The organism is Cyclobacterium xiamenense (assembly GCF_900109255.1).
Classification (GTDB): domain Bacteria; phylum Bacteroidota; class Bacteroidia; order Cytophagales; family Cyclobacteriaceae; genus Cyclobacterium; species Cyclobacterium xiamenense.
The window spans coordinates 1-12,029 of sequence record NZ_FNZH01000020.1; the positions used below are offsets into that span (position 1 = coordinate 1).

At 40.6% G+C, this 12,029-nt stretch carries 14 protein-coding genes; 6 read left to right on the top strand and 8 right to left on the bottom strand.

Features of this window, described 5'->3' with window-relative positions; genetic code table 11:
- Window positions 1–448 precede the first annotated feature (448 nt).
- Window positions 449–907 carry a winged helix-turn-helix transcriptional regulator gene (locus tag BMW71_RS23185; RefSeq protein ID WP_092178926.1) on the bottom strand — a complete coding sequence of 153 codons (459 nt, stop codon included), beginning with the start codon at window positions 905–907 and terminating at the stop codon, window positions 449–451.
- A gap of 129 nt (window positions 908–1,036) precedes the next feature.
- Between BMW71_RS23185 and BMW71_RS23190 the strand changes: the two genes are divergently transcribed.
- The 4 genes from BMW71_RS23190 to BMW71_RS23205 are packed head-to-tail and all read left to right on the top strand — an operon-like array spanning window position 1,037 to window position 4,283.
- Window positions 1,037–1,924, top strand: a complete 888-nt coding sequence (locus tag BMW71_RS23190; RefSeq protein ID WP_092178927.1) for a nuclear transport factor 2 family protein — start codon at window positions 1,037–1,039, stop codon at window positions 1,922–1,924.
- 32 nt (window positions 1,925–1,956) lie between these two features.
- Window positions 1,957–2,832: a nuclear transport factor 2 family protein gene (locus tag BMW71_RS23195; protein WP_092178928.1), complete on the top strand. Its 876-nt coding sequence runs from the start codon at window positions 1,957–1,959 to the stop codon at window positions 2,830–2,832.
- Between the two features lie 19 nt (window positions 2,833–2,851).
- On the top strand, window positions 2,852–3,388 hold the full coding sequence (locus tag BMW71_RS23200; protein WP_092178929.1) for a hypothetical protein: 537 nt from the start codon (window positions 2,852–2,854) through the stop codon (window positions 3,386–3,388).
- Window positions 3,389–3,413: 25 nt separating this feature from the next.
- Entirely contained in the window at window positions 3,414–4,283 is an 870-nt protein-coding gene (locus tag BMW71_RS23205; RefSeq protein WP_092178930.1) for an SDR family oxidoreductase, read from the top strand.
- A 336-nt stretch (window positions 4,284–4,619) separates the two neighbouring features.
- On the opposite strand, the gene BMW71_RS23210 is transcribed toward BMW71_RS23205, so the two are convergent.
- Genes BMW71_RS23210 through BMW71_RS23225 form a run of 4 tightly spaced genes read right to left on the bottom strand, consistent with a single transcriptional unit; the run spans window position 4,620 to window position 7,327 of the window.
- Entirely contained in the window at window positions 4,620–5,285 is a 666-nt protein-coding gene (locus BMW71_RS23210) for a DUF2461 domain-containing protein (protein WP_177179750.1), read from the bottom strand.
- A gap of 5 nt (window positions 5,286–5,290) precedes the next feature.
- Window positions 5,291–6,130, bottom strand: coding sequence for an RNA polymerase sigma factor (locus tag BMW71_RS23215; RefSeq protein WP_092178932.1), 840 nt, complete (start codon window positions 6,128–6,130; stop codon window positions 5,291–5,293).
- A gap of 8 nt (window positions 6,131–6,138) precedes the next feature.
- Window positions 6,139–6,513, bottom strand: coding sequence for a hypothetical protein (locus BMW71_RS23220; protein ID WP_092178933.1), 375 nt, complete (start codon window positions 6,511–6,513; stop codon window positions 6,139–6,141).
- Window positions 6,514–6,526: 13 nt separating this feature from the next.
- The gene (locus BMW71_RS23225; protein ID WP_092178934.1) at window positions 6,527–7,327 is read right to left on the bottom strand and encodes an SDR family NAD(P)-dependent oxidoreductase; all 801 of its coding nucleotides are present in this window, start codon (window positions 7,325–7,327) and stop codon (window positions 6,527–6,529) included.
- Between the two features lie 529 nt (window positions 7,328–7,856).
- Between BMW71_RS23225 and BMW71_RS23230 the strand changes: the two genes are divergently transcribed.
- Window positions 7,857–8,669 (top strand): tyrosine-type recombinase/integrase, encoded by an 813-nt coding sequence (locus BMW71_RS23230; protein ID WP_244891293.1) that lies wholly within the window; start codon window positions 7,857–7,859, stop codon window positions 8,667–8,669.
- Window positions 8,666–9,787 (top strand): IS91 family transposase, encoded by a 1,122-nt coding sequence (locus BMW71_RS23235; RefSeq protein ID WP_092178935.1) that lies wholly within the window; start codon window positions 8,666–8,668, stop codon window positions 9,785–9,787. Before BMW71_RS23230 ends, BMW71_RS23235 begins: the two co-directional genes overlap by 4 nt.
- A gap of 279 nt (window positions 9,788–10,066) precedes the next feature.
- Here the strand turns inward: BMW71_RS23235 and BMW71_RS23240 are convergent, their stop codons facing one another.
- The 3 genes from BMW71_RS23240 to BMW71_RS23255 all read right to left on the bottom strand — a co-directional run bounded on the left by BMW71_RS23240 (window position 10,067) and on the right by BMW71_RS23255 (window position 12,022).
- Complete coding sequence (locus tag BMW71_RS23240) at window positions 10,067–10,438, bottom strand: VOC family protein (protein WP_092178936.1); 372 nt, start codon at window positions 10,436–10,438, stop codon at window positions 10,067–10,069.
- A 26-nt stretch (window positions 10,439–10,464) separates the two neighbouring features.
- Window positions 10,465–11,013, bottom strand: coding sequence for a VOC family protein (locus tag BMW71_RS23245; protein WP_317041173.1), 549 nt, complete (start codon window positions 11,011–11,013; stop codon window positions 10,465–10,467).
- Window positions 11,014–11,764: 751 nt separating this feature from the next.
- Window positions 11,765–12,022: a group II intron maturase-specific domain-containing protein gene (locus tag BMW71_RS23255; RefSeq protein ID WP_092178938.1), complete on the bottom strand. Its 258-nt coding sequence runs from the start codon at window positions 12,020–12,022 to the stop codon at window positions 11,765–11,767.
- Between the last annotated feature and the right edge of the window lie 7 nt (window positions 12,023–12,029).

A 12,029-nucleotide genomic window follows, 5' to 3' on the forward strand; every position in this document is an offset into this window, starting at 1 on the left:
AAATGGCCTGTACTGCGTTCCTGCCAACTTTACCCCGGATGCGGTGTGGCCGGTATCTTCCGGGCGTCTGCCACACTTTGTCACAGGTACAAACGTAACTACCTGTTTTACACATCATGATTTGCTTTCTCGAGGCTTCATCACTGGTTTATTTTCATTCAGCTCCATCTGCACTTACCTACGGGGATCACTGTCCCCGTTTTTCCTTATCCGCTCACCACACCAGCATTTCCGCTAAATGCAGCGCAAGGCGATTTGATGGCTGCCCCGGCAGGCCGCCATCGGAGGGCCTCTCTATTGGTTGCCCACTAGTCCTCCATCCATTTCAAAGCATTCTGCCCCTAGGGGCTGATTCAAATCACACACATTTTCAGCTATACACAGGCAGGGTATTTTACCCTTGAACTTCCTACGAAGAACTGAACTTCAAATATACCACTTTGCTGTCCTACGAAGCACGAAACCCCTGCTTGCGTATAGGTGTTGTAGCCAGTTTTTCTCTATACCTTTTCTCTATTTCATTCGCAAAAGCCGTTTTATCATTCCTTAGGAATTCCATTGCTTCTCCATTCACAATGGTCGGATGTATGTCTCTAAGATTCTTATCGCTCCAAGTGGCAAGTTCTACAAGAATAGGTGTCAAAGACAGTCCTTTTTCGGTCAAGAGGTAGAGGTTAGTCTTTTTATTGTCTGGTCGTTGGGTTTTTTTGATAAGTCCCACTTCTTCCAAGAATTTGAGTTTGGCAGAAAGAATATTGGTCGCAATACTTTCTTCACTTTCTGTAAAGTCCTTAAAGGTCTCCTTGCCTTCAATGAGCATTTGTTTTACGATGACCAATATCCACTTGTCTCCTAAAACATCTAAGGCTGAGGTAAACGGGCAATTACATCTGAAATCTTGTCGCATCTGTTAAGTCAATATTAAATTTTACTTGCAAAATGAAATTTATTTGCATTATTACTTGCGTATTGAAAGTTAATTTGTATTTTTGCTTGCGAAACAAAAGTAATAATTATTTATCAAACGACAAAAACAATGAGAAAAGTATTATCAGTATTAGCTCTATCAGGTATTCTCGCTTCCTGTGGCACAGCGCAAACAAATTCAACAAGCGAGACAAATTCTACAAATAATAATAAAATGACAAACAAAGAAATCGTAGGCACTTTTTTAGGTGCTGTAATGAAACAAGACACCACAACTATGCGACAGGTAGCTAACGCTGATTACATTCAGCATAATCCTTTTGTGCCCACTGGTTTAGAACCTTTTATTGGTTTATTACCCGTTTTAAAAGAACACGGAACCTATGCCGAAAACGTGAGAATGTTTCAAGATGGCGATTTTGTGTTTATGCACAATATCTGGAAAAACGCCAAACCTTTTGGTGCAGATGAAATGGTGGCGTTTGACATTATCCGTGTAGATGAAAACGGAAAAGTAGCCGAGCATTGGGATGCAATGACCGTTTTAGTTAAAGAAACTGCAAGTGGTAGAACACAAAGCGATGGACCAACAACTGTTGAAGATTTAGATAAAACTGAGGCAAACAAAGCCTTGGCAGTTTCCCTTATTGAAGACGTTTTAATGGGTAAAAATCCAAGTAAGATTGGCGACTACATCAGTTCCGAAGAGTACCACCAGCACAACCCTCAAATTAAAGACGGATTGACTGGCATAGTTGAAGCAGTAGAGTATCTCACTTCTCAAAACAATATGTTTAAATACACCAAAATCCATAAAGTTTTGGGTGAAGGTAATTTCGTTCTTACCGTAAGCGAAGGTGAATGGAATGGTGGCAAGAAACACGTGTTTTACGACTTGTTCAGAATGAAAGACGGTAAAATCGTAGAACATTGGGATGTGATTCAAGAAATACCTACCGAAGGTTTGGCTCACAATAACGGGATGTTTGGATTCTGATTTAATTTTTAACTATTAAATATTTATAAACAATGGAAAATTTATTGTTTAAATCAATTTTAGTTTTAGGTGTATTATTTACACTTGCTGCTTGCAATAAAGATGAGGATCCAACACCAACGGAACCTACTCAAAAAGAAAAAGTAGCTCAGTTCTTAAAAGCAGTAAATGAACGTGATGTTGCTACATTAGAAGGCTTAGTTAATGCGGATTACATTCAGCATAATCCATTTATTCCTACGGGTAGAGATCCTTTTGTCGAGTTATTAACAACAGTACTGGAACAAAATGGAACCCAAGTTCAAAATATCAGAATGTTAGAAGATGGCAAATTTGTTGCCATGCACAATCTTTGGATCAATGCTGCTCCTTTTGGTGCAGACACTGTAGTTACTTTTGACATTTTGCGATTTGATGATAGTGGAAAAATCGCAGAGCATTGGGATGCCATTCAACCTTGGGAAAGTCAAACCGCCAATGGAAATACTATGGTAGATGGTGCTACAACCATTACCAACTTGGATGAAACCGAAGCAAATAAAAGTCTGGCTACTTCAATCATTCAAGATGTATTGATGGGACAAAATCCAAACAATATCACCAATTATATTGCCGAAGATTACATCCAACACAACCCACAAATTGATAATGGGTTGCAAGGAATCCAGGATGCCGTTGCCTATCTCACTTCTATCAACAATATGTTCCAATACAATACCATTTACAAAGTTATTGGCGAAGGGAATTTTGTTTTAACTGTAAGCGAAGGAACATGGAATGGTACTTCCAACGCCTTTTACGATTTATTCAGAATGGAAAATGGCAAAGCCGTAGAGCATTGGGACGTTATTCAACCCGTTCCAACCACAGGTTTAGCCAATGATAACGGCATGTTTGGTGGGTTTTAATAACTAAAAACGTACAACAATGAGCGAAATACAAATTTCAACCTTAGCAATGGCTTTGTCCATAATTCCCGTTACACTTCACGGAATTGAAGTGCTGTTTCCAATGCAAGCTCGCTGGATTGTAAATTGGGTATTGCCGTTTTTTGGACTTAAAGCTCCGAATAGTAAAACGGCTTTGACACAAGATGAACAACTTACTATGCTTGATGCAGCTTTGGAAGCTTCTCCAAAGGAAAAATTGACGAATGCAAAAGATTATATTTTCCTTTTGCTTTTTGAACAACGTCAAGGTGCTATCGGATTTACAGCCGTTGCTGTTGGTGCTATCTATGGAATGGGGCTTGAACTTGCTGCTCGTCAACCATTGCATTTAGTGTTTGGCGTAGTTGCAGTATTGATGATGTTGGTTAATGCCAATCAAGCGGGTTTTCTGCCATTCTTAGGTAAGCATCCAAAGGTTTCTACTCACGGTAGAAATGTAGGTATCGTGTTCACTCCCTTTTGGTTGGTTGTGGCTATTCTCAATTATTTGGCGTTTTCGTATGCCCCAATTTAATTTTTAAACTTTAAACATTTCAAGAATGAAAAATATAATCATCACTGGTAGTAGCAACGGATTTGGTCTGAAAGCTGCAAAAGATTTTGCCGATAAAGGCAATAAAGTATTCGCAACAATACGTAATCCAAATGGTAAAAATGCCAATGCAAAAGCGGATTTGGAAAACCATTCTGCCAACATCAAAGTGGTAGATATGGATGTAACAAATGATGCTTCGGTAAAAGAAGCTATGTCAACTATTCTTTCAGAAGCAGGAAACATTGATATTCTTATCAACAATGCAGGGATTATGTATTTGGGTATTACGGAAGCCTTCAGCATTGAACAAGCAAAATTTCAAATGGAAACCAATTATTTTGGTGCTATTAGAGTAATGCAAGCCATTTTACCATCTATGCGTAAAGCCGGTACAGGTTTAATCATCAATACTTCTTCGTTGGTTGGTCGTATGTCACCACCATTTTTTGGCACATATACCGCAACCAAACACGCCTTGGAAGGATATTCACAAGCGTTGCGCTACGAAGTCTCACCTTTTGGTGTTGATATTGTCTTGGTTGAACCTGGTCCATTTGGAACAGGACTTTTGGCGTCAGGTCAAGCACCTGCACATAATGAAGTTTTAGAAACTTATGGCGAATTAGCAGGTGTACCATCAGCAATGGGTGAAAATTTTGCTCAAATGTTACAGAGCGAAGATGCTCCCGACCCACAATGGGTAGTAGATGCATATTTGAAATTAGCGGATTTGCCTTTTGGAAGTCGTCCTACAAGAACAGTTGTCGGTATCACTTGGGGTACTGACGAAATCAACGACCTAACTCAACCTATTCAAGACAGAATTTTGAAAGAAATGCAACTTGAAAGTGTTTTAGGTGGTGTTTCTGGTTAAACTTTAAACTATTATCATTTTAATTAAATCACAAGGGTTTCGGTTCTTGTGATTTTTTTTTGTCAAATTCTTCTGTTCGATATTGCCGGCCTAAAATTGGCTACAACGTTTAGTATATGAAAAGTACGCGACTATGAAGCACCAAACTTTCGATTGAGCAAGAAGTTTGATAAGAGCCAAAACACTGGATTTTACTACTGTTTCGCCTATTTTTTATATACATTATCTGCTGCCTTTTTTTCTGTTGTTTTTGCGTTCAGCTTGTTAGCTCTTTTGTGTATTTAGCGTAGACTTATGGAACGTAAAATACAAATATGCTGACAAAAGCGTTGACAATCACAACGCTCGATTTAGAAATTCGATTACTGGTTTTACTTCTCCAAAGGATTCAATAATTTCTGAAATTGCATTTCCAGATGTGATTTCATTGTCGGTCAATTTTCGCATAGTGTAAAATCCTTTCATTCGTAAATATTCGACTGCTGGACTTTCTTTGTCAAATCCTTTTGGAACGGTCATTAGTTCAGATGGCGATTCAATTCCATTCGGGAATATTTCTTTAAAAGACTTTTGGTTAATCAGCGATTCCCATTTTTTAAAGTCCTGTTCTATTTCTTTGCGGAACTTGTTCAAAGTTGGTGTTTGTGGCATATAAACTCCACCGCCAACAAAGGAGTTGTTCGGTTCCAAGTGAAAATAATAACTGGCGTGTTCCGACTTGTATCCATTTGGGTTAAAATCGGCGAAATAGTTTGTTTTATATGGCGATTTGTTATTTGAAAAGCGAATATCACGGTTTATACGTTTGATACATTTTTTTGCCTCTAAATCTTGCTTTTCAATGTTATCGTCCATTTTTGCAAGTCCGTCAATGATTTCGGACACAAAAATTTCAAAATCCGTTCGTGATTTTTTGTAGTCGGTCTGATTTTCTTTGAACCATTCCGTTGTGTTGTTCTTTTTGAGCTTTTTGAGAAAAGCGAGTGTTTTATCTTGTAACACTATTTTTAGTTTTGAATAGTTTCTATTTCGTTAATCGCTAAGCGCGTGCATTGCATTATGATGTCCTGCATATCAGCTCCTTCGCTGTTCAATGGGTCAATTGCAGCTACCAAATCAGAACGTAATTGGTATAACTTTTCTTTTGATTCTTTTTCAGAAGATTTGACCATTTTAATCTTCATTAGTTCCTCTTGTTTGGTTTGTTTCGGATTGTAAATTCCAGCTAATTCCGTACATTGATGACAAGCACCATTTTTGTTGATTAAGGCACAACGATTGTCAAAAATTTCAATCATTGTCTTTCGACCATTGAATAACAAATGCTTGACTACACCTTCGGTTTTCCCTAAAATATCGGCAATTTCGGTTCGTGAAAAAGCGTAAATATCTTTTAGGATAATGGCAATTTGCTCTTCAATACTTAACGTTTTTGAAATACAGGTAAAACAGAAATCAATATGCTCTTTAACTTCGTAACGCCCACGATTTGAGGTTTTATTGGTCATTACAAAAAGTTGTTGAATGTACTCGGTTGACATTGCCAAAGATTTTGCTTGGTCTTGGGCATTTGGCAGCCAACGTCTTTTCTTTTTCAAAAAATCATAAGCAAGATTTGTGGCGATTTGAAAAACCCACGTTTTAAATTCTGAATTGCCTTTAAAAGTCGAGATTTTATCGAAGGCCTTTACAAATGTATCGTGGGTTAAATCGTCCGTATCGTTTCGGTCGGTCAGCAATCGATACAGATACGATTTTAACTGCGGCTGAAATTCTGAAAATAGACTTTGAAACGCTTTAATGTCGCCTTCCAAAGCTTTTTTTAAGTCTTTATTTTCCGTTACCATATTCCTAATTATTTTACAAAGCGTTGGTCAGATGCCACAAACTTCGCATAAATCAATGCCGCACCAGCCATAACGGTGTCTCTAAATATTCCTATGAACTGGACAAAATCGCCTTCTATTGCCTTTGGGATATGTATTAATAACACGAAAAGGATAAGTTCCAATGCCAACAAAACAGATGCTAATTTATCGAATTTTTTGAAGGCAGCGGAAGCTGCAAACGCAATGAGACAAGCACCTGAAAAATAAATCCAAAAAACTTTAAACGGTAAATAATCTGGAATATAATCTATGGTAAATTCCAATGGACCAAAATGTAAGAACCCAAAAACTGCGAATGGAAGGATGAAGAGCCATTTTCCTAAATTTAAAATTGTTTTCATAATCACTTGATTTTTAGATTACACTTGCGGTTCCAAAATCCACATCCACAATATGGCTGTTCAATGCCGCACCAGCATCTGACACCAAGAATGTCGCAACTTTAGCGGTATCATTTGTAGTAAGTGTGGTTTTCAACAAACTTGAATTGGGCATTTGTTCTGCCATTACTTCGGGAGGAATTCCCATCGTTTTTGCGTTCTGCTGGGTAGTTTCTTGAATAGTTCTCGTTTCTGGCATCGCTGTCGGATTTATACAAATGACCTTGATGCCAGCCATGCCAAATTCTGATGCCAATACTCTAGTCATCCCTTCAATTCCCGTGCACGCTGCCGTAATTCCAGCCATGAAAGGTGCTTTTAGTCGGGAAAGACTTGCGGTAAGCATTAAGATAGTTCCCTTGCTTTCGGTCTCTTGCATAAACTTCGCACCCACTCGAGAAGTTAAAAACTGTGAGCCTAAAATCGTTTCGAGCGGTTTCATAAACGTCTTAAAAGATAAAACGGTGGATGGTTTACCATATCCGCCTTCTTCTGCTCTGATTCCTATTCCATTGAAAACGATGTCAAGTTTTCCTTCTTCTTCAATGATTTGTTGAATGAAGTTTTCAATTTCACTTTCGTTGGTTGCATCTACTTGATACGCTTTCGCGGAAGCGCCACCAGTATTAATTTCGTCAGAAAGGGATTTTACTTTATCTAAGTCTCGACCCGAAAGGTAAACGCTTGCTCCTTCTTTGGCCATTTCGATAGCTACTTCACGAGCTATGGCTCCATTGGCAGCAAATATTGCTGCTACTTTGTTTTGTAATTTCATAATCCTTTGTATTTAATGGTTTATACTCTTTAGACTTTTGAGCATTCCAAAACGGTCGGGATTTTTTAAATTATTTTAATGAGCATAAAATCAGCACATTGGAAAGCGAGGAGTAAAAAGGTGATTGGGTAAAATTAAATGAGGTGTTGTGTGTTGAATGAAGCGTTGGCTTTAATTCCTGCTATTGAAGTTCGGTAGGATTTTCAGGGTTGCAGATAACGTTTTGCATATGGCTTGTGGCGGTTACGAAGCACTTTCCTGTCCACCGATACCTAAGCTGGCTACGGAGCGAAAACCTTGCGGACAGCCGTTCACCCGCCATAAGCTATATGCGTTGTTGCACTAAACCTACGGTAGTTTTCAAAACTGCTCGATATGGCTTAACTTTTTTTTTCAATCAAATATCCCTTTTAATCATGAAAAAAAAGCAAACCTTATCGAGACAGCATGTACCAATGTAGCAGGATTCAGAGAACTTTACGAGAAATTCCGGCAAAAAATCACCCTGGCCGGAAGAGGTGAGAGCACCTTGCGCAATTATTCACACCACCTGGCAAAACTGGCCCTGCATTTCAACCAACTCCCGACCGAAGTCGACCCCGAGCAGATCAACGATTACCTCTATCTGGTCAAACAGCAGCACAACACCCCGTCTGATTCCTATTTTAAATTCACTGTCTATGCCCCGCGATTCGCCTACCGCATGGAGGGGCTTAAAGATAAGCGCATTGAACTGCCTTCCATTAAGCGGGACAAGAGACTTCCCGTAGTCCTTAGCCAGGAAGAGGTCAGAAGATTGCTTAAAGCCCCCAAACTTCTCAAGCACCGCGCCCTTTTAGGTCTGCTCTACGGTTGCGGACTCCGTTGTTTTGAAGTTCGTAACCTGAAAATATCTGATCTGGACTTTGACAGGAATATGCTTCACATCCGGCAAGGCAAAGGCAAAAAAGACCGCTATGTCCCGCTCTCGGCCATACTGATCAGGGGGCTGAAAGCCTACATCCAGGCCGAACAGCCCTACATCTGGCTTTTCAACGGCAGGGAACAGGAGATCAAGCGCCGTTCGGGCGGAGACTTCGACAGCAGATATTCCCAGCGAGGGGTGCAGTGGGCAGTGAAGCAGGCAAAAAAGGATGCCGGCATCACCAAGGAAATGACCGTCCATACCCTGCGGCACTCCTACGCGACACACCTTCTGGAAGAAGGCCTTGACATCATGAGCATCAAAGATCTTTTGGGTCATCAATGCATTGACACAACCATGGTCTATCTTCATGTTGCCCAATCGGGTAGGGTCAGGCCTTTCAGTCCACTCGACAGGCTTTATCCCATTACTAAATGAGGGCAGCCCATGAAGTGGGGGACTTGCTCAGACAGCACTGGCAACAAATAGAACGCCATCCGCAAATCAACACCTGGCAGCTACGCACCCTTTCGGCACTGAAACGCTGCCGGACCGCCAGCCTGGCAGGGCATGTGGATACCTGTACCGAATGCGGGAATATACCGATCAGCTATAATAGCTGCCGGAATCGGCACTGCCCCAAGTGCCAGGGAAAGAACAGGGAAAAGTGGCTGGCAGCCAGGGAGGCCGAGCTGCTTCCCGTACCCTACTTCCACGTGGTGTTCACGCTGCCCGACATGCTGAATCAGCTGGCAATGTATCAGCCCAAGGCCATCTATGACAGCCTTTTCGAGGCGGCATGGAAGACTGTAAACTGCTTTGCAAAAGACACCAATCATCTGGGTGCAAAGGCCGGTATGATCGCCATTCTGCATACTTGGGGACAGCAGCTAAGCCGCCATCCCCACCTTCACTGCATCGTACCCGGAGGAGGAGTCACCAAAACAGGAAAGTGGAAGACGGCCAGAAGCAAGGGAAAGTACCTCTTTCCCGTCAAAGCAATGAGCAAAGTCTTTCGAGCCAAATATGTGAAGGCACTTAAATCCAGGATCGATCCCGAAAAAAAACTGGTCAATGCCCTTTTCAAAAAAGAATGGGTTGTCTACCCCAAACGGCCCTTCGGCCACCCCAAGGCGGTACTTGAGTACCTCGGACGCTATACCCACAAAGTTGCTATCTCCAACCACAGGATACTAGACATTGGCCCCACAAAGACCGTGTTCGCCTACAAGGATTACAGACTCGGAGCCAAAAAGCTGGAAATGTCGCTCGAAAATATGGAGTTTATCCGTAGGTTCTCCATGCACATTTTGCCCAAAGGGCTGGTAAGGATACGCCACTTTGGAATTTTGGGAAGTTCAGCCAAGCGGGAAACGGTTTCTCTGGTACACCGGGTGCTTGGCGTGACCCTATTACCTGTGGATCCCAGAGCATTGGCGGAATACAACCCCCGTTACTGCACCTGCTGCCAAAAAGAAACGATGGTGAGCATACAGCGACTACCTACGCTGGGACCGCCAAAAACCGTATTTTCAACCATCCCATCCCAAAATTAACCCCTGATTTTGATCGGGCTGGGTGAGCTATGTCCCAGCCGCAAAAAACCTTCCAAGAAAGTTCCGGAATAGCTGAAATAATCCTGCTTTCTTACTTTTTAAATGAATGCTGATATCGGAAATTCACTTTTTGACCTGAAATGGCACCTTAAACGACCCGAAAATCCCGACTCAAACCCATAAGCACTTCACCGGTTTCGCGCAACAGCGCTTTCATGCTTGGCTTTACAAGCCGCACGAAAACTTAGTTGTTTTGCCGTTTTTACTTACGATTTACTATTAAACGTGTTGGTCAATTAGAATAGCGTTTCCGTCTGGGTCAAGTAGTGTAATGCTCGCAGGTCCATTTGTGTTATCATCTGCTTCTCTAATTAATTTTATATCTTTCTCCTTTAATGTTTTTTGAATTTCTCTTACATCATCAAATTTTTCAAGTGTGTTCGCATTTGAATCCCAACCTGGATTAAATGTTAGAATGTTGTTTTCAAACATTCCTTGGAATAATCCAATTAATGAGTCTTGATTTTTCATTATGAGATAATTTTTCTCAATGTCGCCCGCAAACACTTTAAAACCCAAAGTCTCGTAAAATTCTTTTGAAGCATTAATGTCTTTCACACTAAGGCTTACTGAAAATGCACCTAATTTCATATAGTTTCTTTTTTTTAGTTTATAATTTATTTCGTTGTCTTACCACCCATTTCTGTAAAAAATCTGTCGATTGGTTCCCAAAGTTCTATTTTGTTTCCTTCTGCATCCATAATGTGAACAAATTTACCGTAATCAAATGTTTCTATGCTATCAATAATGGTTACTCCGTTATCTTTTAGTTTCTTTACAAGTCCTTCTATATTTTGAACTCTGTAGTTTATCATAAATTCTTTTTTTGAAGGGGCAAAATATTCACTCCCTTGTTTGAACGGACTCCATTGTAAGTAATTTATTTCGTTTGGTCTGTTTGCGTTTCTAAATTCAAAACTTGAACCCCATTCATTTACTTCTAGTCCCAAATTTTCAGAATACCATTCCTTTGTCTTTTCTGGATTTTCTGAAAAAAAGAAAATTCCACCGATTCCTGTCACTTTTGGTATCGTGTCTTGTTGCGAAAGTGCTTTATCCGATTGTTTTTTTTGTTCTTCCATATTTTTTTGTTTGTCTGAAACAGAATTGCAACTTCCAAATATTAAAGCTATAAAAATAATTTTTGTCAGCATTCCATTTTTCATTTTGACTGTTTTTTAAATGGCATACAACGCCACAGTATGAATCGTGGCGGTTTGATATCTTTAAATTTTCAAGTACAAGATAGCCAAATCTGTGATTTGGCCAACCAAAATTTTTCAACTCACCGGCCAAATCGCAGATTTGGCGGAGCTTCCAGAAAGCAGAAAAGTATCGTCTGGCACTGACCCGCCATGATTTCATACTGAATGTTACCCAGCGTCCATTTCCGTTATCCTGTTCGTTAGAGTTAGCCGTATCTCTTGGCGTTAAAGTACTTCACCTTGTTCGCCTGTCCGGAGTTGATCGTCTGATATACCATAAATGGAATCATTAGGATACCGACTGCTCCAGAAATGGCATAAACGGACGAAATTTGAAAAATGTAAGGCCAGAGATAAAATAACAATGCTGTTGTTCCACCAAGAAAAATAAGCACAGAGATGATTCCAACCATCCTACTTTCTTCAGCCTTCAGCTCGTTTACATGATATTCCTTAGTTGTTCCGCAAGATGTGCAGTTCAATTTAATTCGTTCACATTGTTTCTTGGCAAGCTCGAATCTGTCCGAAGCAGTTGTTCGGAAGTTGATCTCTGTTTTGCAGTTAAGGCAGTTCGTGTAAAGTCTCATGCGAATTGCAGTCTACGCTGGGTAACGTTGATTGTCGAGTAGGCAAGGGGAATTTCACCCCGAGCCTCTCCCAGAACCGGACGTGATAGTCTCCCATCATACGGCTCCTGTTATACAGAACTTTACTAACAAGAGTAGCCCACCTGCCAGTGGTAAAATAGGGTTGGGAATTGCACCCTTACCCTGTCTAACCACCTGAATGCCCGGTTAAGGCTAGTCTTGTATCGCTTGTACCGTTTTCTTGCCCACCTTACTAAACGCCTCCTTAATAACTGGAAAACTTTTGAGAGTTCGTAGCCTCTGAATCTGGCATAATAGTTTACCCAACCCCGAATCATAGGATTCAGGATTTTTGCTATTCCCACTATGCTCCTACAACTCATGTTCACT

Coding starts and splice junctions, on each gene's coding strand:
- BMW71_RS23185 (WP_092178926.1), bottom strand. CDS start 907: ATGCGACAAGATTTCAGATGTAATTGCCCGTTTACCTCAGCCTTAGAT.
- BMW71_RS23190 (WP_092178927.1), top strand. CDS start 1,037: ATGAGAAAAGTATTATCAGTATTAGCTCTATCAGGTATTCTCGCTTCC.
- BMW71_RS23195 (WP_092178928.1), top strand. CDS start 1,957: ATGGAAAATTTATTGTTTAAATCAATTTTAGTTTTAGGTGTATTATTT.
- BMW71_RS23200 (WP_092178929.1), top strand. CDS start 2,852: ATGAGCGAAATACAAATTTCAACCTTAGCAATGGCTTTGTCCATAATT.
- BMW71_RS23205 (WP_092178930.1), top strand. CDS start 3,414: ATGAAAAATATAATCATCACTGGTAGTAGCAACGGATTTGGTCTGAAA.
- BMW71_RS23215 (WP_092178932.1), bottom strand. CDS start 6,130: ATGGTAACGGAAAATAAAGACTTAAAAAAAGCTTTGGAAGGCGACATT.
- BMW71_RS23220 (WP_092178933.1), bottom strand. CDS start 6,513: ATGAAAACAATTTTAAATTTAGGAAAATGGCTCTTCATCCTTCCATTC.
- BMW71_RS23225 (WP_092178934.1), bottom strand. CDS start 7,327: ATGAAATTACAAAACAAAGTAGCAGCAATATTTGCTGCCAATGGAGCC.
- BMW71_RS23235 (WP_092178935.1), top strand. CDS start 8,666: ATGAGGGCAGCCCATGAAGTGGGGGACTTGCTCAGACAGCACTGGCAA.
- BMW71_RS23240 (WP_092178936.1), bottom strand. CDS start 10,438: ATGAAATTAGGTGCATTTTCAGTAAGCCTTAGTGTGAAAGACATTAAT.
- BMW71_RS23245 (WP_317041173.1), bottom strand. CDS start 11,013: ATGAAAAATGGAATGCTGACAAAAATTATTTTTATAGCTTTAATATTT.
- BMW71_RS23255 (WP_092178938.1), bottom strand. CDS start 12,022: ATGAGTTGTAGGAGCATAGTGGGAATAGCAAAAATCCTGAATCCTATG.